The organism is Bradyrhizobium lablabi, assembly GCF_900141755.1.
Taxonomy (GTDB): Bacteria; Pseudomonadota; Alphaproteobacteria; order Rhizobiales; family Xanthobacteraceae; genus Bradyrhizobium; species Bradyrhizobium lablabi_A.
The window spans coordinates 5386380-5413320 of the sequence record NZ_LT670844.1 but is presented as its reverse complement, the minus strand read 5'-3'; the positions used below and the strand labels follow the sequence as shown (position 1 = coordinate 5413320).

Genomic DNA, 26941 nt, shown 5'->3' with positions numbered 1-26941 from the left:
ACAAGCAAGACCCGCCGCCGCCGCGGGCGTCGCGAGGAAACCCCATGCCGATCGTTCAGGCCGACCGTCTTACACGCATCGGGGCGCGGCTGCTGATGGCCGCCGGCGCGTCGGATGAAGAAGCCAATGCGGTCGCGGTCGGTTGCGTCAATGCCAATCTCGCCGGCCATGACTCGCACGGCGTGATCGCGATCCCGACCTATATCGACCGCATCAAGGTCGGGCACATCGTGCCCGGCGCCCACTGGACGATCGTGCAGGAGACGCCGACCACGAGTGTGATCGACGGCCATTGGGGTTTTGGCTTTCACGTCAACGCCAAGGCGATGGCGCTGACGATCGCGAAGGCGAAAACCGCCAATGTCGCGGCCTGCACGGTATTCCGCCAGAGCCACGTCGGACGGCTCGCCGCCTATCCCTTGATGGCGATGCGCGAAGGCATGATCGGCCTTGCCACCGCCGATTCCGGTCGCTCGCCGAAAGCCGTTGCGCCGTTCGGCGGCCGCGAGGCGCGGCTCGGCACCAATCCAATTTCGATCGCGGTGCCGTCGGACCTCGAGGCGCCGTTTTATCTCGACATGGCAACGTCGGCGGTCGCGGCCGGAAAGATCCAGCTCGCGGCCGCGCGCGGCGAGGAAATCCCGAAAGGCTGGATCGTCGACAGCGAAGGGCGGCAGACCACCGATCCCAAGCAATTCCGCAAAGGCGGCGCGCTGCTGCCGCTCGGCGGCACCGAAGGCTACAAGGGAAGCGGTCTCGCCGCGATGGTCGAGGTTTTGTGCGGACTGCTCACCGGCTTGGGATTCGGCGTCGAACCGACCGGGCGGCATAATGACGGATGTTTCATGGCGGTGTTCAACGTCGCCGCGTTCCGCCCCTTAAAAGATTTCAAGAAAGAAGTCGCCGAGTTCGCGCGCTATCTGAAGGCAACACCGCCATCGGAAGGCTCAACCGGCGTGTTCTATCCAGGCGAGGTCGAATTTATCCGGGAGCAGCAGCGCAGGGTTTCAGGCATCGACGTCGAAGACGCCACCTGGGACAAATTGCGCGCACTGGCCGGCGAATACAAATTGGCCAGCGAGCTCGATCTCGCGTGAGAGCGCATCCGGCCGATCAAGGGAGAGCAGCATGACGCGGCAAATGGTGATGGTCGGCTTCCTGCAGGCGCAGAACTGCACCAACCTGCCGAGTTCGTGGCGGCATCCAGATTCGCGCGACGATTCGATGTCGGCGGATTACTATCAGGAGATTGCACGCATTCTGGAAGCCGGAAAATTCCACATGGCGTTCTTCGACGACCGGCTGGCGATGCCGGATCGCTACGGCAACGATCATCGACATACCGTCGAATACGGCATCCGCTGCGTGAAGATGGACCCGATCGTGGTGCTGACCACGATGGGAATGGTCACGGAAAAGCTCGGGCTCGCATCGACCTGCTCGACGACCTACTACGAGCCGTTCGACGTCGCCCGCCGCTTCGCCACGCTCGACCTGATGACGGGTGGCCGCGCCGCCTGGAACGTGGTCACGTCAGTCAATGACGGTGAGGCCCACAATATGGGGCGCGATCAGCATCTCGAGCACGATCTGCGTTACGACCGCGCCGACGAATTCATGGAAGTGGTGCTCGGCCACTGGGATTCCTGGGAAGACGGATCGCTTTTGATCGACAAGAAATCCGGCCGGTTTGCCGACCCCGACAAGGTCAAGCGGCTCGATCATCGCGGACCATTCTTCAAGTCGCGCGGCCCGTTCACGGTGCCGCGTTCGAGCCAAGGCCATCCCGTCGTCATCCAGGCCGGCGCCAGCGGCCGCGGCCAGCGCTTTGCCGGGCGGTGGGGCGAAGTCATTTTTACCGCGGCGCGCAATCTCGCCAACGCCAAACAGGGCTATGACGCGATCCGGAACGAGGCGGCGAAAGCCGGCCGCGATCCCGACCAGATGTTTCTCTGCAATCTGATCACGCCGGTATCGGGCGCGACCAAATCCGAGGCCGAGGACAAGATGGCGCTGATCCAAAAGCTGCCGCTGGAAATCGATGCGCTGTCGCTGTTGGCCGAAGGGCTGAACTTCGACTTCGCTGCCAAGGGCATCGACGAGCCGCTGACGACGGAGGAGCTGCAGGGGATGCAGGGCATGCTCGGCATTCGCGACGGGGTCTTAAGAACCTCGGGCAAGACCAATCCATCGACGCGCGATTTTGTCACGTTCTCGGGCCGCGGCCAAACCGCCGACGCGATCGTCGGCGGGCCGAAGGAGATCGCAGACCGGCTCGAAGAGATGTTCGCCGGCCGCGGCTGCGACGGGTTTGTCATTGCGGCGACCTATGTGCCCGGTTCCTACGCTGATTTTGTGCATCACATCGTGCCAGAATTGCAGCGGCGCGGACTGTTTCACAAGGATTACGCCGGCAAGACCTTGCGCGAGAATCTGGGCTTGCCGCGCCCGGCCGCCGGCGCCTGGAAAACCTCACCGCGGATCGCGGCTGAATAAAGGGATCATGTAATGCGCTGGCTGAAATTCACCGCAAATGACAAAACCTCATGGGGCATCGTCGAAGGCGACCGTGTCGTCGCTGTCGACGGCGATCCCTTCGGCGAGTGGCAGCGCACACCACGCTCGCATCCGCTGGCGGACGTGAAGATCGAACTGCCGCTGATGCCGCGCACGTTTTATTGCGTCGGCCTGAATTACCTGAAACATCTCAAGGAAGCCGCCGACAAGCGCGGCGAGGTGCCCAACGTTCCCGATCGGCCCGAGATCGGCTACCGCGCGCAGAATGCACTGATCGCGCATGACGAAGACGTCGTGATCCCGGCGACCGCCACCGAGAAGATCCACTATGAGGGCGAACTCGTCGTCGTGATCGGAAAAAAGGCAAAACACCTCACCGAGGCCAACGCGATGTCCTGCGTGTTCGGCTACACCATCGGCAACGATGTCAGCGAGCGCAGCTGGCAGAAGGCCGATCGCGGCTTGTGGCGCGCCAAGAATGCCGACACCTTCAAGCCGATGGGGCCGTGGATCGAGACCGATGTCGACCTCGACAAGATGGAAACCATCGTCAAAGTGAACGGCAAGGAGAGCAACCGCTTCCACACCAACGACATGATCTTCGGCATAAAACCGTTCATCGCCGAGATGACGAAATATTTTACGCTGTGGCCCGGCGACGTGATCTGGATGGGAACCGATGGCGCTTCCCCCGACCTGAAAGCCGGCGATGTCGTCGAGATCGAGATCACCGGCATCGGCACCTTGCGCAACCGGTTTGTCAAAGAGACAGTCTAGAGCAAGCGGAGCGGCGTTTGTCGGTCAGGATCGCGCCACGACGCCGCTTCGGTTTGGCGAGATCAGGCCGACAATGACGGTCGCGATCACAGCGACCACGACATTTAGGATCAGCGCGCCGAGCCCGACATAAAAGGCATAACTGGCGCCGCCGAGATCGATGGCCGCGACCGGCTTCAGCCCGTTGCTCCACGCCGTCCACGATCCCCAGAGGATGCCAGTGGCCCAGCCAAGCAGCAGGCCTTCGGCGCGGAACCAGCGCGTGAACAATCCGAATACCAGCGCCGGAAAGGTCTGCAGGATCCACAAGCCGCCGAGCAATTGCAGGTCGAGCGCAAATTGCACCGGCAAGAACAGCGTAAACGCCAGCGCGCCGAGCTTGACGACGAGCGACGCGATTTTTGCTACTGCCGCCTCGCCGGCGTGCGTGATGGCAGGGTCGACATAGGATTTCCAGACATTGCGGGTGAACAGGTTTGCGGCGCCTATGCTCATCACCGCCGCCGGCACCAGCGCGCCGATCGCGATCGCCGAAAACGCGAAGCCAGAAAACCACGACGGGAACAGCGCCTTGAACAGCATCGGCACCACGTCGTTGGGAGAGGACACTTTTATCTGCGCGGCATGGGCCATGTAACCGAGCAACGCGATCAGGCCCAACAAGAGCGTGTAGGCCGGCAGCAGGATGGCGTTCTTGCGGATGGTGTCGGCGGACTTCGAGGCGAAGATTCCGGTCAGCGTATGCGGATACATGAACGCGGCCAGCGCCGAACCCAGCGCCAGCGTCGCGTAAGGCAACATCTGGCCCGGCTTCAGGATCAGGCCTGTGGCGCCACCTTTCGCCGCGAATGCGTCATTGGCGGCGGCAAACACCGCGCCATAGCCGCCGAGTCTTGCCGGTACGATGACTACCGCGACCAGCACGACGATATAGATCATGATGTCCTTGACGAAGGCGATCAGCGCCGGTGCTCGCAGACCGGAGCTATAGGTGTAGAGCGCAAGGATGATGAAGGCGGCAATGATCGGCAATTCGCCTGCCAGACCCATCGCCTTGATCACCACGCCCATGCCGATCAGTTGCAGCGCGATGTAGGGCATCGTCGCCACCATGCCGGTGATCGCGACCGCCAATTCGAGGCCGCGCGAATTGTAAGCGCCGAGGACGACGTCGGCCGCGGTGACGTGACCACTGGCGTGCGCGGTCTTCCACAACAGCGGCATCACCGCGAACACGAAGGGATAGACGATGATGGTGTAGGGCAGCGCGAAGAAGCCATAGGCGCCGACCGCATAGACCAGGGCCGGCACCGCGATCACGGTATAGGCGGTATAGAAATCACCGCCGACCAGAAACCAGGTGATCCAGGTGCCGAATTGCCGTCCGCCCAATCCCCATTCGTCGAGATGCGCGCTGACCGGGCCGGACTTCCAGCGCGCGGCGAAGAATCCCATCACGGTGACCAGCGCAAAGAAGAAGATAAAAATTGAAAGAGCAACCCATTCGATCTGATCGGTCATCACGGTGCCTTCGAAAATCTACGGCGCTTCGTCAGGCGTGCGGTTGCGATAGGCCAGCCAGATCAGCACGGAAGTGATCGGCACCCACGCCAATTGGTACCAGTAGAAGAAGGGAAAGCCGAACAGCGTCGGCTCCATAAAATTATAGAACGGCACCCACAACAGACCGACAAACGGCAACAGCAACAGGATCCACATCGACGGACTCCGGCTCCCCGCCGGAGTGCTTCGCCGGCGTTCCACTATCGGAACTATCTAGGAGCCGATTTGTTGCGCGCCACGGCGAATTTGCCGTTACCGCGATGCGGTAATCGAGGTGCGCAGGGTGTCGGCACCGAGGCGGCTGGTCTGACCAACAAGAGGTGTCATCACCCGCCACCGGGTCGGCGCAACGCGCCGCCCGAAGGCGAGACCCGGTGGCGGGGTATGACAGCTGTTGTTGGGGCGACGCGCGCGAGCGCTCCCCGGCGACGCGACGGTCTAGTGCGTCGCGCTATTCACGACGTCTGCGCCGACCTTGCACACGGCGGCGTCCTGGTCGCCGGTGCCACCGCTGCAGCCCACCGCGCCGATCACCTTGCCGCCCTCGACGAGCGGAAATCCGCCGGGGCTCGCCACCAGGGTGGGATCGAGCGTGGCTACATAGCCATGTCCGGTTTCATACGCGTTGTAGAACGCGCGCGACTCCCGGCGAAAGCGGGCCGCCGTGCGGGCCTTGCCGATCGAAATCGGGCCGGATGCGATCTGCGCGCCCTCCATCCGCGCGAAATGCACCAGCTCGCCGTTGGTATCAACCACAGCGATGTTCATCTTCCAGTTTCGCTTTTTGGCTTCGGCTTCGGCGGCGGCCAGCACCTGCTTGGCGCGATCGAGTCCGATCGATACGCCGTAGGGAATATCGAACGGCATCGCGTCGGGCGTTCCGCCTGCGGAGGGCTGTGCCGGCGGCGTTGCCGGCGCGGGCGCCGGCGTTTGGGCAAGGGTTGGCGAATTCACGACCACGATCGCGCAAGCTGCCAGAGTCATCGAAACGATAGAACGCATTACTTTTCTCCTGGTTGAAGTTGTGGTTTCGTCGTTAAGGCTGTCGATCGTGCTTTGGCATCTGTATCGGGGCTCAGAACGCTGGCCCCGCACCGTCTCTGCCGTAGGTGATACGCGGGGCCTGGAAGGTCCCGTCCGGTTGCTTTTTCGCCGCCACAAAAACCTTGGTGCCGGGCTTTATTTCGTCCTTGCTGCCGGGGACGTAAGTGACAACTACCGTCTCCGGGGTCACCACCAGTTTCTTCTCCCCATCCTTGTACTTGACCGACAATACCGGTCCATCAACCCCGGCAACGGATTGCTCGACATTGCCATTGGTCATCTTGCTCGCCGGCTTGAGATCCCAATCGTAATGACCCTCGCCGGTACCGCGCATCGATTCCGGGAAGATATGCACTTCGATGGCTTTCTGGGTGCCGTCGGGCTGCATCATTCCGGCGGAGCCGACGAACATCCCGGGCTTGATATCCGCCATCGTCGAGGGCGCGATCGCAACAAACAGCGGATTGTCAGTCAGCGTCAGCTTCAGCTCCGTGCCGTCACGGCTCTTGATCACGTAAACCGGGCCTTCCATGCGATCGACGGTGCCGCGAATGCGCGTGATTTCCTGCGCCGACGCCGGCAGCGCGAGACAGATCAAAGCGAGGCTCAGGGCAGCGAGGATGCGCGTTATCATGCCGGACATTAAGACCTCCTTGGATTCGCGAGTTGACGGTTGCAAATTTGCTTATTCGGTTGACGGGCTATTTCCCCAGATGCTTGTCGAAGAAGCCGGCGATTTCCTCAAACGCCTCCTTGGCCTCGGGCGAGGTGTCATCGCGGTAATATTGCGCGTGAGACTGGCCCTCGTAGACCTGTAGCCACGCGTCGACGCCGGCCTGACGAAGCTTGCGATGAACGCGCACAGTGTTGCTGAGCAGGAGATCGCGCGTTCCGCTGGTGAGTATCGTCGGCGGAAAGCCTTGCATGTCGCCATATACCGGTGACAGCAGTGGGTCTTTCAGGTCATGACCGTTGGCATAGACCTTGGTGCCCGCATCGCAGAACCCGTCGGGCGACACCAGGACATTGTCGAGCATCGCGTTGGTCACGAAAGTGTCGCCGACTTTCGTCACGTCGGACATCGGCGTACCCGGGGCGATCGCGCCCGGCATCGGCAGCCCGTCCTGCTTGGCTTTCAGGATCATTTCAAGCGTCAGCGCCCCGCCCGCCGAACTGCCGAAGATCGCGACGTTCTTCGGGTCCATTGTCCGAAGCGCATTCTTGTAGACGGTCATGCCGTCATCGAGCGCCGCCGGAAAATACGCCTCGGGCGGCATGCGATAATCCACCGCGATCACCTTGTAATGCCCGAAGCCCGCCATGAACATCGCCTCGGGAAGTGCTGCTTCACCGGGATTGAGAACGTAACAGCCACCATGGACGTGGATCAGCAGCCGGTTGCGGTTATCAGGCGGGATCGTATCGGGCGTGACGACGAAGGCGCGCACGCCGTCGATCATGGTTTTCTCGACCTTGACATGCAGCCGCTCGGTCATGCCCGGAATATTCTTGATGATCGCAGCCGCGCCGGCGTCGGCGACCGGCTTCCACTCCTCGCCGGTCTTGGGCAATACATTCCAGTTGGTGCGAAGCGGCAAGCCGATGATTTTCGCCATTTGCGAACTGACGGTAGTGGGCACCGGCACCGCGCGTGCCGGAACCTCGAGCATCGGCGAATTCGCCGTTTGAGCATGACCGGCCGCCGGACCGGTCATCTCCATCGCAGCGCACAAAAGGGTGGTGATGCCTAATTGCCGTGCAACTACCATGCGAATTCCGCCTGACGATCGCCTCATCGCGTGCTCCCCTTCCGGTTTTTTCTTGGTGCTTCAAAGAGTGCGCAACGGCTCACGAGCTGCGGATGTTCCCCCTGCAACCCCACGATTCAGCGAATATTCCGAAAAAAGCGCGGTAAGCCTTGGATTGCCGCCGCTGTCGCTACTCGACCTTGATGCCGGCGTCCTCGATCACCTTGCGCCAGCGCGCTTCCTCGCCGCGGAAATATCGGTCGAGCTCCTCCGGGGGACGCGCGACCATGACGAGGCCCTCGTTGACGCCGAGCCGCTTGAAGGCCTCGGATTGAACCGCCATCGCGGCGGATTTGTTAAGGCGGTCGATGACCTCCTTGGGCGTCTTGGCCGGCGCGAAGAGGCCGTACCAGCTTTCCGCGGCGTAGCCGGGAACGCCGGCTTCCGCGACCGTCGGCAATTCCGGAAACGCCGGCGACCGCTCCGCTGATGTCGCCGCCAGCGCCCGCAACTGGCCAGCCTCGATCAAGGAAGCCGTGCTTGCGACGGTCGTAAACATCACCTGGATCTGGCCACTGATCAAATCGGTGATGGCGGGCGCGGCGCCCTTGTAGGGCACCGTGGTCAGGTCGACTTTTGCGAGGTTCTTGAACAACTCGCCGGCGAGATGCGCCGAGGTCCCGGTCCCATACGTCCCATAGGATAATTTCCCCGGATCGGCTCTTGCGGCAGCGATCAGGTCGGCAATCGACTTGATCGCCGACTTGGGATTGACCACGACGATATTGAAGGAACGCGCAACCAGCGCGACGGGCGCAAAATCCTTGTTCGGGTCATACGGCAGCTTGACATTCAGGCTCGGATTGACCGCATTCGCGAACGTCCCCATCAAGAGCGTGTAGCCGTCCGGCTCGCTGACGGCGACGGCCTGGGTGCCGATGATGGTCCCCGCGCCCGGCTTGTTCTCGACAATGACCGATACGCCGAGATCCCTAGCCATCTCCTGCGCCAGCGTCCGCGCCACCACGTCGGTGCCGCCGCCCGGCGCAAACGGCACCACGATTCTCACGATTCGCTCCGGATACAGGGCCAGGGCGTTGTTCGGCGAACATACTGCAAACAACAACGCTGCAAGCGCGAGCCATCGGAGCTTCGCGCCGGCCGTCGGCATCGCTACGGAATAACGGGCCATCTCAGATCATCCGCGCCACGACGGGGATCTTCCGCAACGCCAAGGTGAGCCCCCAGCTCAGCGAAAGCGTACCGACGAACACGATCGCGAACTTGACGAAGGCCGGGAATGAAAAGTCATACATGACGTATTGCAGCCAGATAATGAAGACATAATGCACGAGGTAGATGCCGTAGGCCGAGGGCTGCATCGCGTCGAGCAGGGGAAAGCGGGCGGCCGCAAAATGTTCGAAGATCGACGTTACCGTGAATACCATTGCCGCGCTGTAGGCGGCAAAGGCGAGGCTATACCCCAGTCTCCAGCCAAATGGTGGCGAATCGGGGTCCGCCACCCAATTGTGGCGGGCGTAGACCAGAACGAGGATCGCGGCGTAGAACACAGAAGCGAAAGCGAGCCAGACCGGCCAACGTTTTGCCAGCTCGCCGTTCTCCGCGAGCAGGCCCGCCCTCAGGCTGACCGCGCCGACGCCGATGCCGACAAAGAAATATCCGGCATAGAGCAGGATGCGGCTGGTCTGGATCGGCAGCGGGAACCGGCCAAATTCCAGCCAGCTGGTTTCGCCGAACGCCAGACGCATCGGCACATAGGTTGCGATCGAGAAGATCAGGAATAAAGCGAAGGCCGTCATCGGCCGGTTGCGCAAGGCAAACAGGAGCTGGCCGAACGCAGCGATCACTTGCGGCGCGATCGCCCACAGCACGGCGGCAATCGCGTCGAATGCCAGCAGAACCCACAAGAACCATGCCGGACCCGAAGGCCACGGCCCGACCGTGAGCGTGCGCCACCAGAAATGCAGGAAATTGAAATCCGTCGTTCCCGGCAAATGGTAACGCAGGAATGTCGGATAGTACGCGATCGGCATCAACACCACGACCGACACCAGATATGGCACGCCCAGCCGCCAGGCGCGGTCGCGCAGGAAGATCAAAGGGCCCTTGCGCACCAGGCTGTCGCGGACGAACAATCCGGAGATGAAGAACATAAAGGCCATGAAGAAACTGTCGTTGAACAGCACGACCAGATCGAAGCCAAGCCAGCGCTGCTTGTCGCCATTGCCGAAATGGGTGTAGTTGAGGACGGAATGGTGCAGCAGCACCAGCACGATGATAAAGGTGCGCGCCCGGTCGAGGGCCGCGATGCGTACCGGTGCGGTCATGACCTGGTTGGTTCCATCGGGTTTCCGCAGCATCTTTATGGTCCCACGCAAAACGGTGATCAGCCGGCCGTTTCAGATCACTTCCCGAACGCGTCGTATATAATCTTCTTGAGTGTCACCTGGACGTGCAACCGCCCTGACGGCGAGTTTTGCATCACGACGAAAAACATATCCTGGGCGCGGTCGACCACAAGATAACAGCCGGTGGCGCCGTCCCATTTGATCTCCCCGAGCGAGCCCGGCGGTGGCGGCACCGCATTGCCGGGATCGGTGCGGATGCCAAAACCGTAGCCAAACCCAAAGCCGTCGCCGGGGTAGTAGAAATAATTGCGCGCAACCCCCGAGCCCGGCCCGATGTGATCGGTCATCATGGCGGCGAATGTCGCCGACCTCAGATAGGTCTTCCCGTCCAACGTCCCGCCGTTGAGAAGCATTTGTCCGTAACGGGCGAAATCTGAGATCGTGGAAACCATGCCGCCGCCGCCGGATTCCCACCGCGTGACGTCTAGCGAATTTCGTTCGACATGCCGGTCCTTGGCGAGTGGCTGGGCATAGCGCGCCCGCTCGGCCGGATCGGTTAAGAAGAATTTTGTCGTCTTCATGCCGAGCGTATCGAGCAAATTGGCTTTCTCGAATTGATAGAGCGATTGGCCCGATACGACCTCGATGATGCGCCCGAGAATATCGATCGAATGCCCGTAATCCCACAGCGTGCGCGGCTGCTCGGCCAGCGGCAGCTTCGCGATCCGTTCGGCGAATTCGGCATTGTCGAAATCGCCGAGATAAATCCCGTCATAGGCCTTCTTCACCAGCCCTTCGCCGTAAAAGCCGTAGGTGATGCCGGAGGTATGCAGCAGCAAATCCTCGATAGTGATCGGCCGGCGCAGCGGCACCAGATCTAGCACGGTGTTGCCCGCGTCATCCTTGCGCTCGACACCGACCTTCATGCCGGCAAAGGAGGGGATGTATTTGCTGACGGGATCGGTGAGCGCAATCTTGCCCCGCTCGATCAGCATCATGGCCGCGACGCTGGTAATCGTCTTGGTGACCGAATGGATCGGGAAGATCGCGTCCGCCGTCATCGGCGTTGCCTTTTCGACGTCGCGCATGCCGAACCATTTGAAATAGACCGGCTGGCCATGCCGCTGGACCAGCACAATGGCGCCGGGAATTCTGCCCGCGGCGATTTCGCCATCGATGAAATCGTCGATGGCTGAAAGCTTATCGACCGACAGCACGGCCCCCGGCGGCGGACCCAGTTCAACGGTTTCGGCCGGCAAGGGCGCGGTGAGCGCGACGGCGGCGGCGAGCGCGGCGAGCCCCATGACGGCGTTGCGGGATAAGGCGGGGGGATGCGAAAACATTGCGGCTCGATTGCGTTGCGCGGGCCGACGTTATTGCATTGCTGCAAACCGATCCAGCGCGCGCCGGGCATGGCTTTGATGATCAGGCATACGGATTGATCAGCTTCTGACGCTCGGCGCTGTGGTGCGCGAGAAGATCGATGAAACTGCGGACCTTCGCCGAGAGGTGATGCCGGTGCGGATAGACCGCGTTCATCGAAAGTTCGACCGGACGGTATTCCGGCAACAGGCGGACCAGGCGGCCGGACTCCAGATCGTCGGCGACCAGGAACCCCGGCCCCAGCAAAATGCCGACACCCTGCAATGCCGCCGTGCGCAGTGTCTCGCCGCTATTGGAGACCAGATTGCCGGCGATCCGCACCGAAGCCGGCGCGCCCTTACGGTCGACAAAACGCCACTCGTCTTGGTAGGGGTAAAGCACGTGGCGAACGCAATTATGCTCTGCGAGCTCGGACAATTGCCGCAGCGGGCCATGTTTTTCGAGATAGGCCGGCGAGCAGCACAACACGTGACGCCAGGTTGCGAGACTGCGAACGATCAGCGACGAATCCGGCGGCGGCATCAGCCTTATCGCGACGTCAAATCCCTCGTCGATCATATCGATGGCGCGCTCGCCCATGTTGAGGTCGACCGTGACGCCGGGATAGGCGGCAAGAAATTCGGCGACGACCGGCGCGACAAACGGGACGATATGGGTCGCGGTAAAGATACGGAGCGTGCCGCGCGGCGTCGACTGCAGGGCGCCGGCGATGTCGTCGGCCTGTTCGAGATCGGCGAGGATCTGGATGCAGCGGTCGTAATAGGCCCTGCCGACTTCGGTGACGCTGACTTTTCGCGTCGTGCGATGGAGCAGCCGCGCGCCGAGCCGCTCTTCGAGCGCCTGGACGTGATTGCTCACCATCGTCGTCGACATGTTGAGCTTGCGGCCGGCGGCCGAAAACCCGCCACTGTCCACGACCCGAACGAATGCCGTCAGACTGGTCAACCGGTCCATGGGCGCCCCCGATTATCCGCTCGCACTGGATGATGCTTCCATTTTTTCCCGGATTATCACGCACCGCGAGGCATTGCATCTTCCGGCATGCCCAGCGCGCCCCCTTGGGCGGACGCCGACCGCCTCAGGAGGATGCCATGACGGATCTAACTTATGTCACTGATTTGCATACGAAAACCAGCCTTCGCCCGTCGCGGCAGGCGATCAGGCGGGCGGCGCTTGCGCTCGCCGTCGCGCTCGGCGTCGCCGGTGCGGCGGACTTCGGCTACGACTACCTCACCACCGGGCGCTACCTGGAGACGACCGATGACGCCTACGTCAAGGCCGATTCGACGATCATCTCGCCAAAGGTCTCCGGCTATATCGCGGAAGTGCTGGTCGAGGACAACCAGCCGGTGAAAGCCGGCCAGTTGCTGGCCAAAATCGACGACCGCGATTTCCGCACCGCGCTCGATCAGGCCAATGCGGATGTCGCCGCCTCCGAAGCCGCGGTGAGCAACCTCGATGCGCAGCTCGCTTTGCAGCAGCCGATGATCGAGCAAGGCACCGCCGATGTCGCCGCAGCCGAAGCCAATCTGAAATTCGCAAGGGAAGAACAGGAACGTTACGACGGCCTGATGAAGACCGGGTCCGGCACGATCCAGCGCGCCCAGCAAACCGACGCGGCGCTGCGCGAAAAGATCGCGCAGTTGCAACATGGCAAATCCGGTTTGCTGGCGGCGCAGCGGAAGGTCGACGTTCTCACCACCGACCGCGCCAAGGCCGTGGCGCAACTCGATCATGCCCGCGCGGTCGCGCAACAGGCGGCGCTGAATCTGTCCTACACCGAGATTTCGGCGCCGGTTGAAGGAACCGTCGGCGCGCGCTCGCTGCGGGTCGGACAATATGTGCAGGCCGGCACGCAACTGATGGCGGTCGTTCCGCTCGATGCGGTCTATGTGGTGGCGAATTTCAAGGAAACCCAGCTCACGCATGTCCGCAACGGCCAGCCGGTCGAAATCCGGATCGACGGTTTCCATGGCACCAGGCTCAGGGGCCATGTCGACAGCGTGTCGCCGGCGAGCGGACTGGAATTCGCGCTGCTGCCGCCCGACAACGCGACCGGCAATTTCACCAAGATCGTGCAGCGGGTGCCGGTGAAGATCGCGCTCGACGACCACAGCCTGACCGGTCTGTTGCGTCCGGGCATGTCGGCCGAGCCGACCGTCAATACCAAGTCCGCCGTGCTCGGCGAGCGCGTCAATGGTAGCCGCTTGGCGTCCGATGCCGCCTTGGCGCGGTCAAACGGCCGCTGAGCCAATCGAGTAATTACCGCGGGAGATTACAAAATCCTGCTCGATAATCCTTCCTGCTTTTTCAGGATTATCGAACTAACCCGCCAATGCATTCTGCCTCTGCCAGCCGAGAGGAGAGACCCATGACCGCGCTTCAGAGCACCATCGACGCCGTTCCGCCCGCGAACACCAGCGGCGACCGTCTGCAAACCACGGCCGCGTCGAACAACGCGGTCCCGGCGGTTTCAGCAAAAACCTGGCTTGCCGTGTTCGGCGCCACGCTCGGCGCCTTCATGGCGGTGCTCAACATCCAGATCGTCAACGCGTCGCTGGCGGATATCCAGGGCGCGATCGGCGCCGGCATCGACGACGGCGGCTGGATTTCGACCTCTTATTTGATCGCCGAGATCGTGGTCATCCCCTTGAGCGGCTGGCTCGCGCAGGTGTTTTCCATTCGGGTCTATCTGCTCGTCAACGCCACCCTGTTTCTCGCCTTTTCCGCGGCTTGCGCGCTTGCGCAGGATCTGCCGCAAATGATCGTCTTGCGCGCGCTGCAAGGTTTTAGCGGCGGCGTGCTGATCCCGATGGCCTTTACGCTAATCATCACGCTATTGCCGAAGGCGAAGCAGCCTGTCGGTCTCGCGCTGTTCGCACTATCGGCCACCTTTGCGCCCGCCATCGGCCCGACCATCGGCGGCTACCTCACGGAAAACTTTGGCTGGCAGTACATCTTCTACGTCAATCTGGCGCCGGGCGCGCTGATGATCGGCATGCTCTGGTTCTCGCTGGAAGCAAAGCCCATGAAACTCTCGCTGCTGCGCGGAGGCGACTGGCTCGGCATCATCACCATGGCGATCGGCCTGAGCGCGCTGCAGACCGTGCTCGAGGAAGGCAACAAGGACGACTGGTTCGGATCAGCTTTTATCATTCGCCTGTCGATCATTGCCGGTGTCGCGCTGGTGGCATTCCTGGTGATCGAACTCACAGCCAAAAAGCCGCTCTTGAATTTGCGGCTGCTCGCCCGCCGCAATTTCGGCTTCGGCATGCTCGCCAATTTCCTGCTCGGCATCGCGCTGTACGGTTCGGTCTACATCCTGCCGGTGTATCTGTCGCGCATCCAGGGTTATAATGCCGAGCAGATCGGCATGGTGCTGGCGTGGACCGGTCTGCCGCAACTGGTGTTGATCCCGCTGGTGCCGCGGCTGATGAAGCGCTTCGACCCGCGCCTCGTCATCGGTGTCGGCTTCGCGCTGTTCGCGGCTTCCAACTTCATGAACATTTATCTGACATCGGATTATGCCAATGATCAGTTGTTCTGGCCGAACGTCGTCCGCGCCGTGGGCCAGGCGTTGATCCTCACTCCCCTTTCCGCGGTCGCGACCGCCGGCATCGAAGCCGAAAATGCCGGCTCGGCCTCGGGGCTGTTCAACATGATGCGCAACCTCGGCGGCGCCGTCGGTATTGCCGTGCTGCAGACCTTCCTGACCAAGCGCGAGCAGTATCATTCCAACGTCTTGATGCAGTCGGTCAGCCTGTTCGAGCAGGCCACCCGTACCCGGATCGAGCAGCTCACGCAGTATTTCGTCAATCACGGCGTCATCGACCGCACCGACGCCGCGCATCGGGCGTTGGTCGCGATCGGCCACATCGTGCAGAAACAGGCTTTTATACTTGCGTTCAGCGACACCTTTTATCTCTTGGGCGCCGCGCTGCTGATTGCCCTCATGGCAACCCTGCTGCTCAAAAAACCCGGTCAGCTTGCAGGCGGCGGCGCACACTGAAACCATCCCTCTAACCACAAAGCGAAAGGAGCCTAGCCATGAAACCCCGATTGAACGCCTACCAGGTCGCGCCCGAGACCATCAAAGCGCTGAGTGCGCTCGAAGCGCAGGTGCAGGGAAGCGGCCTCGAAAAATCCCTGATCGAACTGGTCAAGACGCGGGCGTCGCAGATCAATGGCTGCGCGTTCTGCATCAACATGCACACCCAGGACGCCCGCAAGCACGGCGAAACCGAACAGCGCCTCTATCTGTTGAACGCCTGGCGGGAAGCCCCTGTCTATACCGACCGCGAGCGCGCAGCACTGGCATGGACCGAGGCGGTGACGTTGATTTCGGAAACGCACGCTCCCGATGAGGTCTATGAAGAAGTCCGCAAGCACTTCTCGGAGGAAGAGACGGTCAACCTGACCATGCTGGTTGCGACCATCAACGCCTGGAATCGGATCGCGATCAGCTTCCGCTCGATCCCGCCGGTGAAGGCCAAGGCCGCCGCATAGTCGCGGCACTGGAAAATTCACACCGCTTGGCGCGCGCGAAATCCACGGGGGTTTCGCGCAGGTGGTCGGGCAGAGTCGCGGATGATTCCGCCGCGTCGCCAGCACATCGTGCTGGGTAATCATCGAAGACGTCGATCAATACAAGCCAAATTATCCATTGGAACGATCATCGGACAGGGCGCACTTTATCGGAAGTACACACGGTCATCCTTGATCGTCGTGAAGCCGAAAAGGAGTTCTGTCATGATGCACCTCAAAACAATGGCCAAATTGCTTGTGCTTTCGACCGTTATATTGACCGGTTCACCTGCACTCGCGAAGCAGACCGAGCACCATAATGCTCACTGTCTTTCCTGTGAGCAAAAAGCGCACGAGAGCGGCGCGCCACGTTGGACCGGTGGCGATACCAAGCACGATGATTGGCCCGCCAGGATGATCCTGGGGTAACCTCCGACCGCGCTATGCGACGGGACCGCGAGCTGCGACGTGATGCGTTCGTCGGCAGCACGCCGCACAAAACTACACCGCGGTGGCGCGGGCGAAATCGACATAGATTTCGCGCAAGCGGTTGGTCATCGGACCGGGCTTGCCGTTGGCAACTTGCTTGCCGTCGATCGACACCACCGCCTGCACGAACACGGTGGCGCTGGTGATGAAGGCTTCCTTGGCCGCGAGCGCTTCTTCGACCGTGAACGGTCGCTCCTCGACCCGGAGCTGCCGCTCTTCGGCGAGCGCGACCACGGCCTTGCGCGTGCAGCCCGGCAGGATCGCCGATGAATTCTGCCGCGTCACCAGCACGTCGTCCTGCGTCAGGATGAAGGCCGACGACGAGCCGCCTTCGGTCACCTTGCCGTCCTCGATCATCCAGGCTTCGCCGGCGCCGGCTTCGGCCGCCGCCTGTTTTGCCAAGACCTGCGCGAGCAGCGCCACGCTCTTGATATCGCGCCGCTCCCAGCGGAGATCGGGCACGGTGATCACGCCGATGCCGGTCTTGGCGGACGCCGCGTTGACGATGTCTTTTACCGACGTGAACATGATCAGCGTCGGTTTGACGGCCTTGGGAAACGCAAAATCCCGCCCCGTGTCGGCGCCGCGCGTCACCTCGAGATAGACCATGCCGTTGACGATCTTGTTGCGCGCGATCAGCTCCTTCTGGATTTCCTGAATCCGCTCAGTCGTCTCGGGCAAAGCCAGCGATATCTCGCCGACCGAACGTTCCAGCCGCGCCAGATGCGAGGCGTTGTCGATCAGCTTGCCATCGAGCACGGCGGCGACCTCGTAAATGCCGTCGGCAAACAGAAAGCCGCGATCCAGTATCGAGACTTTTGCCTCACTAAGCGGCACGAACGACCCGTTGACGTAGGCGATCTGGTCCAAGCGATTTCTCCTGTGGGGGAAGCGAAGCGGTGGTTGCGGAACGGTATACGCAAATTGTTAATGCCGATAAACCCTCATGCCGTCATTCCGGGGCATGCGAAGCATGAACCCGGAATCTCGAGATTCCCCGATGTGCAATTGCACATCTGAGGTCTGGTCCTTTGGACCATCCCGGAATGACGAAAGGAGACGACGCACGCCGCAGTCTTTCAATGCGACAGAATCTTCGACAGAAACTTCTGCGCGCGGTCGCTCCTCGGGCTGCCGAAGAAATCGGTCTTCAGCGCGTCCTCGACGATTTCGCCCTGGTCCATGAAGATCACGCGATGCGCGACCTTGCTGGCAAAGCCCATTTCATGGGTGACGACCATCATGGTCATGCCCTCGCGGGCGAGATCGACCATCACGTCCAACACTTCGGAGATCATTTCCGGATCGAGCGCCGAGGTCGGTTCGTCGAACAGCATCGCGATCGGGTCCATGGCGAGCGCGCGGGCAATCGCGACGCGCTGCTGCTGGCCACCGGATAATTCGGCCGGGTATTTGCGCGCGTGGTCCTTCAGCCCGACGCGGTCGAGCAGTTTTGAGCCCTTTGCGAGCGCCTCGTCATGCGAGCGCCCCAGCACTTTTTCCTGCGCAAGACATAGGTTGTCGATGATCCTTAAGTGCGGAAACAGTTCAAAATGCTGGAACACCATGCCGACGCGGGCGCGCAGTTTCGGCAGGTTTGTTCTGGGATCGTTGACCTTGATGCCGTCGAGGATGATCTCCCCGCTCTGGAACGGCTCCAGCGCATTGACGCATTTTATCAGCGTGGACTTTCCCGAGCCTGAGGGACCGCACACCACGACCACTTCGCCCTTGGCGACGCTGGTGGTGCAATCCTTCAGCGCCTGAAAGCTCGGCCCGTACCATTTGTCGACGTGATTGATCTCGATCATATGGATCTCACTAATGCACGAAGGCGATGCGCGACTGCAGGCGGCGGACGCCAAAGGACGCGAAACAGGAAATGATGAAATAGACGATGGCCGCGAACAGATACATCTCGACCAACCGCCCGTCGCGCTGCGCCACCTTGCTGGCGGCGCCGAGGAAATCCGGGATCGACAGCACATAGACCAGCGAGGTGTCCTGGAACAGCACGATGGTCTGGGTCAACAGCACCGGCAGCATGTTGCGGAACGCCTGCGGCAGCACGACGTAGCGCATGGTCTGGCTGTAGGTCAGCCCGAGCGCCTGCGCCGCGGCGGGCTGTCCCCGCGAGATCGACTGGATGCCGGCGCGCATGATTTCGGAGAAATACGCCGCCTCGAACAGGATGAAAGTGACGAGCGAAGACGCGAATGCGCCGACGCGGACAGGCCGTGACGATCCTGTCAGCCACTGCCCGATATACGGCACCAGGAAATAGAACCAGAAGATCACGAGCACCAAAGGCAGCGAGCGCATCAGGTCGACATAGAGGCCGGCGATCCACCCGAGCAATTTCAAGCCCGACAATCGCATCAGCGCGATCAGCGTGCCGAAGATCAGGCCGCCCAGCGCGGACAGCCCCGTCAGCGTCAACGTGAACGTCATGCCGTCGAAGAACAGATATCCGAGCGAGCGGCGGATGACGTCGAAATCGAAATTGGCGAACATGGCTACCGCTCACTTCCCGGTGATGTAGCCGGGAACCGCGATCGCGCGCTCGAGGAAGCGCATCGCGGTGACGACGACGATATTGACCAGGAGGTACAGCACGGTCGCCGCGGTAAAGGCTTCGAACACCTGAAAGGAGAATTCCTGCATCGCGCGGGCCTGCGCGGTCAATTCGATCAGACCGATGGTGATGGCGACCGACGTATTCTTGATGGTCGAGAGAAATTCGGATGTCAGCGGCGGCATGATGATACGAAACGCCATCGGCAGCAGCACATAGCGATAGGTCTGCGCGGTGGTCAGGCCGAGCGCGGTCGCGGCCAGTTTCTGGCCGCGCGGCAGCGAGTTGACGCCGGCGCGGGTTTGTTCGGCGACGCGCGCCGACATGAACAGTCCGATCCCGATTGCCGCGGTGTAGAACGGCGCGTGCGGCATCTGCTTCAGCCACAGCCCCCACGTGCGCGGCAGCAGTTCGGGCAAAACGAAGAACCAGATGAAGAGCTGCACCAATAGCGGCATGTTGCGGAAGAATTCGACCCACACAAAGCCAACGCTAGCCGCGGTCTTCGACGGCAGCGTGCGCAGTACGCCGACCACCGATCCAAATGCCAGCGCGATGATCCAGGCGCAAAGCGCGGTCTCGATGGTCAGCAGCAGCCCCGCTAGCAGCATGTCGAGATAGGTGCCGGTCCCGCTCGGCGCGGGATCGAAGAAGATGCGCCAGTTCCAGTGATAGTTCACAAAACCCCCCGCGTCCTACCGCGCCCTCCCAGCTGAGCCTGCGCCGTCGAGATCGGCCCATGCAATGGCCGGGCCAGTGCATGAGCCGACAAAACCTCACATCGCCTTATAGGAATCCGGATCGGGGGAATCGGAAGGTTTTGCAAATTCATGCTTCAACTCCGCGCCGATCGGTGTGTTGAGGTTCAATCCCTTGGGCGGGATTTTCTGCATGAACCATTTGTCGTAGAGCTTTTGGCCGTCGGCGCTCGTATAGAGCGCCGCGGTGGCGGCATCGACCACCTTCTTGAAGGCCGGATCGTCCTTGCGCAGCATGATCCCGTAAGGCTCGGGCTTGGAGAACGCATCCTTGGACATGACGTAGGTGTCCGGTTCCTTCGATCCCGCCACAAAACTCGCCAGCAGGATATCGTCCAGCACGACCGCGACCGCGCGATCGGTCTCGACCATCAGGAACGATTCGGCATGTTCCTTGGCCGGAATGATGTTGAGGTTGAGGTTGCGCGCCGCATTGGCTTCGGTGAGCTGCTTGATGTTGGTGGTGCCCGAAGTCGAGACCACCGTCTTGCCCTTGAGATCGTCGATCGAGTTGATATTGGCGGATTTCTTCGAGACGAAGCGGGTCGCGGTCAGGAAGTGGGTATTGGTGAAGGCGACCTGCTTCAGCCGCTCGGCGTTGTTGGTGGTCGATCCGCATTCGAGGTCGATGGTGCCGTTGGCGAGCAACGGAATCCGGGTCGACGATGTCACCGGATTGAATTCGACCACGAGCTTGTCGAGCTTGAGCTCGTTCTTCACCGCGTCGACGATTTTGTTACAAATGTCGATCGCAAAGCCGATCGGCTTCTGGTTGTCGTCGAGATAAGAGAACGGGATCGACGAGTCGCGGTAGCCGATGTTGATCGTGCCGGTTTCCTTGATCTTCTTCAGCGTTCCCGTGAGCTCTTCGGCGTTGGCCTGCCCGGCCGAGAGCAAGGCTGTGAGCGCAAGACCGATCATAGGCAGGCGTTTCATTCGTGCTGACCTCGCTGGATGACTTTCGGAAGTGCATTCATAGTTTGGGCCGCAATGGAATGTAACCCCGGGCTCATGCAATGATTGCATGAGCCCGGAATTCCTCACATCGCGTTGTAGGAATCCGGATCGGGGGAATCCGACGGCTTGGCGAATTCGTGCTTCAGCTCCGCCGAGATCGGCGCGTTGAGATTCAATCCCTTGGGCGGGATCTTTTGCATGAACCACTTGTCGTAAAGCTTCTGGCCCTCGCCGCTGGTATAGAGCGCCGCGGTTGCGGCATCGACCACCTTCTTGAACGCCGGGTCGTCCTTGCGCAGCATGATGCCGTAGGGCTCGGGCTTGGAGAAGGCGTCCTTGGAGATGACGTAGCTGTCCGGCTCTTTCGATCCGGCGACGAGGCTCGCGAGCAAGATGTCGTCCATCACGAACGCCACCGCGCGGTCGGTCTCGACCATCAGGAACGCCTCGGCGTGATCCTTGGCTGGAATGATGTTGACGCCCAGATTGCGCGCGGCGTTGGCTTCGGTGAGCTGCTTGATATTGGTGGTGCCGGAGGTCGAGACCACCGACTTGCCCTTGAGGTCATCGATCGAGTTGATATTGCCGGATTTCTTGGAAACGAAACGGCTCGCGGTCAGGAAATGCGTGTTGGTGAAGGAAATCTGCTTTTGCCGCTCGGCATTGTTGGTGGTCGAACCGCATTCGAGGTCGATGGTACCGTTGGCCAATAGCGGAATGCGGGTCGATGACGTCACCGGGTTGAGCTTGACCTCGAGCTTGTCGAGCTTGAGCTCCTTCTTCACGGCGTCGACGATCTTGTAACAAATGTCCATGGCGAAGCCGATCGGCTTCTGGCTGTCGTCGAGATAAGAGAATGGGATCGACGAGTCGCGGAAACCGAGGGTGATTGCCCCGGTTTCCTTGATGTTCTTCAGCGTCCCCGTGAGTTCTTCGGCATGCCCCTGCCCTGCGCAGAGCGCGGCGGCGAGCGCAAGGCCCATCATAGGCAAATGTTTCATTCGTCTTCTCCCCCTTTTGGATAGCTAGTCGGAATGCTTGCATAAATCGGGCCGGAATAGAATGTGACTTTCGGCCGTGATACGGACCCACCGACGGCGCCAATGCTGGGGAATATGCCCCGATTTCGGCTGGCTCGGGCGGTCGAAGCCTCGCCGTCAGGCAGTATGCGAGGCCGCCGACGTTCTCCTGACCGTGATCAGCGCGGACAGACTAACGAAACCGACGAGGGTCAGGTACCAGGCCGGCGAAAGATCGCCGATGAAGGCAATCGTGCCAAGCCAGGTCATGATCGCCGGCCCCATGCCGCCGAACAGCGTGACCCCGATATTGTAGCCAAGGCCGAGGCCCGTGGCCCGCGTCGACGCCGGAAGCAATTCCGACATCAGCGCCGCCAGCGGCCCAATGTAGAGCGCTTTCAGGGTCGACAGCCATAACACGGCGCCAATAATGACCATCGGCGTCGGATTCCTGGTCAAAAGCAGGAAGGCCGGGACAATCGAGACCAGCAGCACCAGATTGACCGCGATCATGTGGGCGGTGCGCCCGATCCGGTCTGAGACACTTCCGGCGATCGGCGTCAGCAGCGTGACAGCGAGGGCGCCCGCAAGCGTTGCCTGAAAACCGACGATCGGCGGAAGGCCGAGCGTTTTGACCACATAGGTCGGCATGAAGACGACGAGGTAGTTGACCGCGGTTGCTATCGAGAGCGCGCCGATTCCCAAGAGCACGCGGAGCTTCTGGCGCAGAAAGACTTCCCTGACCGGGGTGCCATGCTCCGTGGCGGGTGGCGCGGTCGCGTCCTCGAGATGGTTGCGGATGTAGATGCCGACCGGCCCGATCAGGACACCGAACAGAAACGGAATCCGCCAGCCCCACGCACTCATGTCGGCTGGCGCCATCCACAGCGTGAGCCCGACCCCGAGCACGGAGGACAGCAACGCGCTCAGCCCCTGGCTCGCAAATTGCCAGCTCGCGACGAAGCCGCGGCGGCCCGGCCGATGCTCGACCAGAAAGGCGGTCGAGCTTCCGAATTCGCCGCCAGCCGAAAATCCTTGCACCAGGCGCGCGACAAGCACCGCGATCGGCGCCAGGATGCCGATGGTCTCGTAGGTCGGCATGATCGCGATCGACAGCGTGCCGAACGTCATCATCACGATGGAAATCATCAGCGAAGCCTTGCGGCCGTAGCGGTCGGCATAGGCGCCAAGCAGGACGCCGCCGATCGGGCGAACCAGGAACGCCAGTCCGAAGGTGCCGAAGGTCAGAAGCAGCGAGACCGTTGCATCGCTGTTGGGGAAAAATGCCTTCGAGACATAGACGGCAAAATAGCCGTAGGAGGAGATGTCGAACCATTCCAGCGCGTTGCCGATCGAGACCGCAACGATGAGCTTGGTGATGTTCTTCTCCTCCGGACCTGCCTGCGACATTCCAGGCAACTCGACCGGCGCCGACAATGTCATTTCAGGCCCCCTCTTCGCGTTCGTAGCCGCCCTGCCCGCGCGCAAATTCTACAAAGCGCGCGGCATCTCGCCCAAATCCCAAAATAGCCCCGCCATGAGGCCGAGCGCCTCTTCGGTGACCGAGAGCAGGATGTGCTCGTCGGGCGCGTGCTGCGAGCAGCCCGGATAGGAGTGCGGCACCCAGATCGTCGGCAAGCCAAGGGTGTCGGAAAACACGTCATTGGGCAGCGAGCCGCCGAAATTCGGCAGCACCGCCGGCGGCTTGCCGGTGGTCTGCCGGATTGAGTCCGCGGTCCATTTGACCCAGGGGCTGTCGAAATCGGTGCGCGAGGCGGCAAAGCTTTGCGCCGCGCTGACCTCGACCATCGAAAATCCGCATCCGTGCAAATGCGCCCTGATCGCGTCGACCGCTTTTTCGACTTTGGTGCCTACCACGAAGCGAAGCTGCAGCACCGCCTGCGCCCGCCCCGGAATGGCGTTGGCTGGCTTCTCGATATTGCCCGACGACATCGCCAATACTTCGAGCGTGTTCCAGGCATAGAGCCGCTCGGCGGGTGAGAGGCCTTCCTCGCCCCAATTCGGCGACAGCGCCGGCTCATCGGCCATCGGCTCGACTTTGACGTCGGCGAGCACCGCGCGGATCTGGTTCGAAATCCGCGGCGGTTTTAACTCGTCCAACAAAAGGCGCCCCTCGCCATCGACCAGCGTTGCGATCGCACCTGCAAGGACGGTCGCGGCGTTGGAGAGTACGCCGCCCCAATTGCCGGAATGATGCGCGCCCTCGCGCAGATTGACGTCGAGGTGAATCCGCAAACCCCCGCGGCAGCCGAGGAATATCGTGGGGCGGTCGGCGGAAAGCCGCGGCCCGTCGGAGCCGACAAACAGATCGGCGGCCAGATCATCGCGCAGGGATTCACAGACCTGGCGTAAGTCCGGCGATCCGATCTCCTCGCCGGTCTCGATGATGAATTTGGCGTTGAAGCCAAGCTTGCCGCCGCGCGCCTCGCGCACCGCGGCAAGCGCCGACATATTGATGCTGTGCTGTCCCTTGTTGTCGGCGGTGCCGCGGCCATAGACGCGGTTGCCTGAAATTGTCGTCCGCCACGGATCGAGATTGTCCCGCCATTCGCCCACCATGCCGTCGACGACATCGCCATGGCCGTACATCAGGACGGTCGGCGCGGTCGCGCTCTCGCGATATTCGGCGAGCAGATAGGGATTTTTGCCGCTCGGGGATTCGATCAGTCGCGTCGAGAAATCGAGCTTTGAAAACGCCGGCGTAAGTTCGTCGGCAAGATAGGCATGCAGCGCGCCGCGCCGCTCGGGGTTCTGGCTTTCCGTAGGATAAGCCACCCTGCGGTCGAGTTCGGCCAGGAACTCGCCGGATTGAAGAGATTGGCGCGCCCGCGCAACGGCGTCAGCTCTGGTCATGTTTTCCTTTTGTCCTGCCACGAAGTTTTGGTGTTGCGCCTGAGCGTATCGGGATATCGCGGGGGGCGGAAGTGGGCATCGCAGCTTAAGAATTTGCCTTGCCAAAGTCGGGGGGAATGCACCAATTTCCGCCTCACAGTCCGGCGCTCAGACCGGGCAAGTTTAAGGGAGGACGATCATGAAGATGATCCTGCGGCTGTCCGCTATATGTCTTTTGTTTGCAGGTTCCGCGGTGGCGCTGACCGGCGAGCGCTTTGCGGAAATTCCGCTCGAAAAAATGTCGCCCGCCCAGCGCGTCGTTGCCGACGCCATCATGACCGGCCCGAGGAAGCGGATGAGCGGGCCGTTCAATGCCTGGCTGCGCAGCCCGGAATTGGCGGATCGGCTGCAAAAGGTCGGCGAATATGTTCGCTTCAACACCTCGCTCGACAAGCGCATCAACGAGATGGCGATCCTGATGACCGCGCAGGCCTGGGGATCGCAATATGAGTGGTACGCCCACGCGCCGCTGGCGATCAAGGCGGGTCTCGATCCCGCTGTCGTCGCCGCCATCGGCGCCGGACGAAAGCCCGACACCATGAAGGACGACGAGGCCATCGTCTGGGAGTTCACCACCCAACTGCGCAGGGATCACGGGGTGGACGACGCGATCTATGCCAGGGCGCTGGAAAAATTCGGCGAAGCTGGCATCATGGATCTGGTCGCGGTGAACGGATATTACGATGTGGTCTCGATGACGCTCAACGTCGCCCATGTCGCGCCGCCGGCCGGCGAGGAATTGCCGTTCAGACAGGCCGGACGATAATCTGGCATCTCCACTGATGCCGCGCGGCAACCGTGCCGCGCGGACATGCGTTGAAAGTTTTCGGCCATGAAAAAACAAATCCGGCTCAACGCCTTCGCGATGAACTGCGTCGCGCACCAGTCGCCGGGACTGTGGACCCATCCGCGCGACCGCACCGCCGATTATGACCGGCTGCCGTACTGGCTTAGCCTGGCTAAAACGCTGGAGCGCGGACGGTTCGACGGGCTGTTTCTGGCGGATGTGCTCGGCGTCTACGACGTGTTCGGCAATAGCCCGGACGCGGCGCTGCGCAACGCCACGCAGACACCCTGCAACGATCCGCTGCTGCTGATCCCGGCGATGGCGGCGGTCACCGAACACCTCGGCTTTGGGGTGACCTCGAACCTGTCCTACGAGCCGCCCTATACGTTCGCGCGCCGGATGTCGACGCTCGACCATCTCACCGAGGGACGGGTCGGCTGGAACGTGGTGACCGGTTATCTCGACAGCGCCGCGCGCGGCGCCGGCAAGGACAAGCAGACCGCGCATGACGACCGCTACGATGTCGCGGATGAATATATGGAAGTGGTCTACAAGCTCTGGGAAGGAAGCTGGGAGGATGATGCGGCACTGCGCGACCGTAGCAGCGGCATTTTTGCCGATCCCGCCAAAGTGCATCGCGTCCAGCACCAGGGCAAGAATTACCGCGTCGATGCCATTCATCTGAGCGAGCCGTCGCCGCAACGAACGCCGGTGCTCTATCAGGCCGGCACCTCGCCGCGCGGCCGGCAGTTCGCCGCCGAGCATGCCGAATGCGTGTTCATGTCGGGACCATCGGCCAAGGTGATCGCGCCACGCGTCGCCGCCATCCGCGAACTCGCCGCCAAGGCCGGGCGCAATCCGGCCGAAATCCTGATGTTCAGCATGTTCACCATGATTTTGGGGCGAACCGAAGCCGAGGCTAAAGCCAAATACGAAGACTATCGCAGCCACATCAATCCGGAGGGCGCGCTGACCCTGATGTCCGGCTGGACCGGCGTCGATTTCTCCACCTACGATCTCGATCAACAAGTCCGCCACGTTCAGAACGACGCCGGCCGCACCGCGATGGACAACATTACCCGCGCCGATCCGGACCGCGTCTGGACCGTGCGCGAGGTCGCGCAGCATGTCGGCATCGGCGGCATCGGGCCGGTCGTGGTCGGCACGCCCGAAAAGGTCGCCGATGAGATCGAAGCCTGGTTCGATCTGACCGATGTCGATGGCTTGAATGTGCCGTTCGCGGTCTCGCCCGGCGATTTCGAGGATATTTCCGACATGCTGGTGCCGGAGCTGGTGCGGCGCGGGCGCTACAAGGACGCTTATCGGCCGGGCACGTTGCGGGAAAAGCTGTTCGGCGCGGGCCGCGCCCGGCTGACCGCGCCGCATCCGGCGGTGCAGTACCGGGCGGGCGTGACGGCGAAGTAACTTGCAGGCCGTCATTCCGGGATGGTGCGTAAGCACCAGACCTCAGATGTGCAATTGCACATCGGGGAATCTCGAGATTCCGGGTTCGATGCT

26 protein-coding genes are annotated in these 26941 nt (G+C 61.7%); 9 read left to right on the top strand and 17 right to left on the bottom strand.

Annotation, left to right across the window (positions count from 1 at the left end; translation table 11 throughout):
• The first annotated feature begins 44 nt into the window (after positions 1-44).
• Genes B5526_RS25295 through B5526_RS25285 form a run of 3 tightly spaced genes read left to right on the top strand, consistent with a single transcriptional unit; the run spans position 45 to position 3294 of the window.
• Positions 45-1097, top strand: a complete 1053-nt coding sequence (locus B5526_RS25295; RefSeq protein ID WP_079542563.1) for an Ldh family oxidoreductase — start codon at positions 45-47, stop codon at positions 1095-1097.
• A gap of 31 nt (positions 1098-1128) precedes the next feature.
• Positions 1129-2496 carry an LLM class flavin-dependent oxidoreductase gene (locus tag B5526_RS25290; RefSeq protein ID WP_079542562.1) on the top strand — a complete coding sequence of 456 codons (1368 nt, stop codon included), beginning with the start codon at positions 1129-1131 and terminating at the stop codon, positions 2494-2496.
• A gap of 12 nt (positions 2497-2508) precedes the next feature.
• Positions 2509-3294 (top strand): fumarylacetoacetate hydrolase family protein, encoded by a 786-nt coding sequence (locus B5526_RS25285; RefSeq protein WP_079542561.1) that lies wholly within the window; start codon positions 2509-2511, stop codon positions 3292-3294.
• 24 nt (positions 3295-3318) lie between these two features.
• On the opposite strand, the gene mctP is transcribed toward B5526_RS25285, so the two are convergent.
• The 9 genes from mctP to B5526_RS25240 all read right to left on the bottom strand — a co-directional run bounded on the left by mctP (position 3319) and on the right by B5526_RS25240 (position 12355).
• Positions 3319-4815 (bottom strand): monocarboxylate uptake permease MctP, encoded by a 1497-nt coding sequence (gene mctP / locus B5526_RS25280; RefSeq protein WP_079542560.1) that lies wholly within the window; start codon positions 4813-4815, stop codon positions 3319-3321.
• Positions 4816-4833: 18 nt separating this feature from the next.
• Positions 4834-5058 carry a DUF3311 domain-containing protein gene (locus B5526_RS25275; protein ID WP_433994597.1) on the bottom strand — a complete coding sequence of 75 codons (225 nt, stop codon included), beginning with the start codon at positions 5056-5058 and terminating at the stop codon, positions 4834-4836.
• Between the two features lie 237 nt (positions 5059-5295).
• Positions 5296-5724, bottom strand: a complete 429-nt coding sequence (locus B5526_RS25270) for a GlcG/HbpS family heme-binding protein (protein WP_244562058.1) — start codon at positions 5722-5724, stop codon at positions 5296-5298.
• A gap of 208 nt (positions 5725-5932) precedes the next feature.
• Positions 5933-6544, bottom strand: coding sequence for a hypothetical protein (locus tag B5526_RS25265; RefSeq protein WP_244562057.1), 612 nt, complete (start codon positions 6542-6544; stop codon positions 5933-5935).
• A 58-nt stretch (positions 6545-6602) separates the two neighbouring features.
• Complete coding sequence (locus tag B5526_RS25260) at positions 6603-7697, bottom strand: alpha/beta hydrolase (RefSeq protein ID WP_244562056.1); 1095 nt, start codon at positions 7695-7697, stop codon at positions 6603-6605.
• Between the two features lie 142 nt (positions 7698-7839).
• Positions 7840-8718, bottom strand: a complete 879-nt coding sequence (locus B5526_RS25255; protein WP_244562055.1) for a tripartite tricarboxylate transporter substrate binding protein — start codon at positions 8716-8718, stop codon at positions 7840-7842.
• 124 nt (positions 8719-8842) lie between these two features.
• A complete protein-coding gene (locus B5526_RS25250) occupies positions 8843-10030 on the bottom strand; it encodes an acyltransferase family protein (protein ID WP_079542556.1) in 1188 nt (395 codons plus the stop codon).
• A gap of 44 nt (positions 10031-10074) precedes the next feature.
• The gene (locus B5526_RS25245; RefSeq protein ID WP_244562054.1) at positions 10075-11361 is read right to left on the bottom strand and encodes a serine hydrolase domain-containing protein; all 1287 of its coding nucleotides are present in this window, start codon (positions 11359-11361) and stop codon (positions 10075-10077) included.
• Positions 11362-11443: 82 nt separating this feature from the next.
• On the bottom strand, positions 11444-12355 hold the full coding sequence (locus tag B5526_RS25240) for a LysR family transcriptional regulator (protein WP_079542554.1): 912 nt from the start codon (positions 12353-12355) through the stop codon (positions 11444-11446).
• Positions 12356-12492: 137 nt separating this feature from the next.
• Here B5526_RS25240 and B5526_RS25235 point away from each other — a divergent pair, with 137 nt between their 5' ends.
• The 4 genes from B5526_RS25235 to B5526_RS37935 all read left to right on the top strand — a co-directional run bounded on the left by B5526_RS25235 (position 12493) and on the right by B5526_RS37935 (position 16354).
• The gene (locus B5526_RS25235; RefSeq protein ID WP_079542553.1) at positions 12493-13650 is read left to right on the top strand and encodes an HlyD family secretion protein; all 1158 of its coding nucleotides are present in this window, start codon (positions 12493-12495) and stop codon (positions 13648-13650) included.
• A gap of 122 nt (positions 13651-13772) precedes the next feature.
• The gene (locus tag B5526_RS25230; RefSeq protein ID WP_079542552.1) at positions 13773-15410 is read left to right on the top strand and encodes an MDR family MFS transporter; all 1638 of its coding nucleotides are present in this window, start codon (positions 13773-13775) and stop codon (positions 15408-15410) included.
• A gap of 38 nt (positions 15411-15448) precedes the next feature.
• The gene (locus B5526_RS25225) at positions 15449-15907 is read left to right on the top strand and encodes a carboxymuconolactone decarboxylase family protein (RefSeq protein ID WP_079542551.1); all 459 of its coding nucleotides are present in this window, start codon (positions 15449-15451) and stop codon (positions 15905-15907) included.
• 243 nt (positions 15908-16150) lie between these two features.
• Positions 16151-16354: a hypothetical protein gene (locus B5526_RS37935; RefSeq protein WP_154071449.1), complete on the top strand. Its 204-nt coding sequence runs from the start codon at positions 16151-16153 to the stop codon at positions 16352-16354.
• A gap of 72 nt (positions 16355-16426) precedes the next feature.
• Here the strand turns inward: B5526_RS37935 and B5526_RS25220 are convergent, their stop codons facing one another.
• From B5526_RS25220 to B5526_RS25185, 8 genes are all read right to left on the bottom strand, one after another.
• Entirely contained in the window at positions 16427-17284 is an 858-nt protein-coding gene (locus tag B5526_RS25220) for a D-amino-acid transaminase (protein ID WP_079542550.1), read from the bottom strand.
• 209 nt (positions 17285-17493) lie between these two features.
• Positions 17494-18225, bottom strand: coding sequence for an amino acid ABC transporter ATP-binding protein (locus tag B5526_RS25215; RefSeq protein WP_079542549.1), 732 nt, complete (start codon positions 18223-18225; stop codon positions 17494-17496).
• Positions 18226-18235: 10 nt separating this feature from the next.
• A complete protein-coding gene (locus B5526_RS25210) occupies positions 18236-18928 on the bottom strand; it encodes an amino acid ABC transporter permease (protein WP_079542548.1) in 693 nt (230 codons plus the stop codon).
• A gap of 9 nt (positions 18929-18937) precedes the next feature.
• A complete protein-coding gene (locus tag B5526_RS25205) occupies positions 18938-19669 on the bottom strand; it encodes an amino acid ABC transporter permease (RefSeq protein WP_079542547.1) in 732 nt (243 codons plus the stop codon).
• Between the two features lie 96 nt (positions 19670-19765).
• Positions 19766-20683, bottom strand: coding sequence for an amino acid ABC transporter substrate-binding protein (locus B5526_RS25200; protein WP_079542546.1), 918 nt, complete (start codon positions 20681-20683; stop codon positions 19766-19768).
• A gap of 104 nt (positions 20684-20787) precedes the next feature.
• Positions 20788-21705 (bottom strand): amino acid ABC transporter substrate-binding protein, encoded by a 918-nt coding sequence (locus B5526_RS25195; protein WP_079542545.1) that lies wholly within the window; start codon positions 21703-21705, stop codon positions 20788-20790.
• A 156-nt stretch (positions 21706-21861) separates the two neighbouring features.
• Entirely contained in the window at positions 21862-23166 is a 1305-nt protein-coding gene (locus B5526_RS25190; RefSeq protein WP_079542544.1) for an MFS transporter, read from the bottom strand.
• A 48-nt stretch (positions 23167-23214) separates the two neighbouring features.
• The gene (locus B5526_RS25185) at positions 23215-24597 is read right to left on the bottom strand and encodes a M20 family metallopeptidase (protein WP_079542543.1); all 1383 of its coding nucleotides are present in this window, start codon (positions 24595-24597) and stop codon (positions 23215-23217) included.
• 178 nt (positions 24598-24775) lie between these two features.
• Here B5526_RS25185 and B5526_RS25180 point away from each other — a divergent pair, with 178 nt between their 5' ends.
• Both B5526_RS25180 and B5526_RS25175 read left to right on the top strand, forming a co-directional pair.
• A complete protein-coding gene (locus tag B5526_RS25180) occupies positions 24776-25402 on the top strand; it encodes a carboxymuconolactone decarboxylase family protein (protein WP_079542542.1) in 627 nt (208 codons plus the stop codon).
• Between the two features lie 66 nt (positions 25403-25468).
• A complete protein-coding gene (locus tag B5526_RS25175; protein WP_079542541.1) occupies positions 25469-26848 on the top strand; it encodes an LLM class flavin-dependent oxidoreductase in 1380 nt (459 codons plus the stop codon).
• Positions 26849-26941: the final 93 nt, after the last annotated feature.

Bases quoted from the DNA above. Each gene is read 5' to 3' on its own strand.
- B5526_RS25185 (WP_079542543.1), bottom strand. From the start codon at position 24,597: ATGACCAGAGCTGACGCCGTTGCGCGGGCGCGCCAATCTCTTCAATCC.
- B5526_RS25295 (WP_079542563.1), top strand. From the start codon at position 45: ATGCCGATCGTTCAGGCCGACCGTCTTACACGCATCGGGGCGCGGCTG.
- B5526_RS25240 (WP_079542554.1), bottom strand. From the start codon at position 12,355: ATGGACCGGTTGACCAGTCTGACGGCATTCGTTCGGGTCGTGGACAGT.
- B5526_RS25195 (WP_079542545.1), bottom strand. From the start codon at position 21,705: ATGAAACATTTGCCTATGATGGGCCTTGCGCTCGCCGCCGCGCTCTGC.
- B5526_RS25225 (WP_079542551.1), top strand. From the start codon at position 15,449: ATGAAACCCCGATTGAACGCCTACCAGGTCGCGCCCGAGACCATCAAA.
- B5526_RS25265 (WP_244562057.1), bottom strand. From the start codon at position 6,544: ATGTCCGGCATGATAACGCGCATCCTCGCTGCCCTGAGCCTCGCTTTG.
- B5526_RS37935 (WP_154071449.1), top strand. From the start codon at position 16,151: ATGATGCACCTCAAAACAATGGCCAAATTGCTTGTGCTTTCGACCGTT.
- B5526_RS25290 (WP_079542562.1), top strand. From the start codon at position 1,129: ATGACGCGGCAAATGGTGATGGTCGGCTTCCTGCAGGCGCAGAACTGC.
- mctP (WP_079542560.1), bottom strand. From the start codon at position 4,815: ATGACCGATCAGATCGAATGGGTTGCTCTTTCAATTTTTATCTTCTTC.
- B5526_RS25270 (WP_244562058.1), bottom strand. From the start codon at position 5,724: ATGCCGTTCGATATTCCCTACGGCGTATCGATCGGACTCGATCGCGCC.
- B5526_RS25175 (WP_079542541.1), top strand. From the start codon at position 25,469: ATGAAAAAACAAATCCGGCTCAACGCCTTCGCGATGAACTGCGTCGCG.
- B5526_RS25245 (WP_244562054.1), bottom strand. From the start codon at position 11,361: ATGTTTTCGCATCCCCCCGCCTTATCCCGCAACGCCGTCATGGGGCTC.
- B5526_RS25200 (WP_079542546.1), bottom strand. From the start codon at position 20,683: ATGAAACGCCTGCCTATGATCGGTCTTGCGCTCACAGCCTTGCTCTCG.
- B5526_RS25215 (WP_079542549.1), bottom strand. From the start codon at position 18,225: ATGATCGAGATCAATCACGTCGACAAATGGTACGGGCCGAGCTTTCAG.
- B5526_RS25250 (WP_079542556.1), bottom strand. From the start codon at position 10,030: ATGCTGCGGAAACCCGATGGAACCAACCAGGTCATGACCGCACCGGTA.
- B5526_RS25180 (WP_079542542.1), top strand. From the start codon at position 24,776: ATGAAGATGATCCTGCGGCTGTCCGCTATATGTCTTTTGTTTGCAGGT.
- B5526_RS25235 (WP_079542553.1), top strand. From the start codon at position 12,493: ATGACGGATCTAACTTATGTCACTGATTTGCATACGAAAACCAGCCTT.
- B5526_RS25285 (WP_079542561.1), top strand. From the start codon at position 2,509: ATGCGCTGGCTGAAATTCACCGCAAATGACAAAACCTCATGGGGCATC.
- B5526_RS25210 (WP_079542548.1), bottom strand. From the start codon at position 18,928: ATGTTCGCCAATTTCGATTTCGACGTCATCCGCCGCTCGCTCGGATAT.
- B5526_RS25190 (WP_079542544.1), bottom strand. From the start codon at position 23,166: ATGACATTGTCGGCGCCGGTCGAGTTGCCTGGAATGTCGCAGGCAGGT.
- B5526_RS25260 (WP_244562056.1), bottom strand. From the start codon at position 7,697: ATGAGGCGATCGTCAGGCGGAATTCGCATGGTAGTTGCACGGCAATTA.
- B5526_RS25230 (WP_079542552.1), top strand. From the start codon at position 13,773: ATGACCGCGCTTCAGAGCACCATCGACGCCGTTCCGCCCGCGAACACC.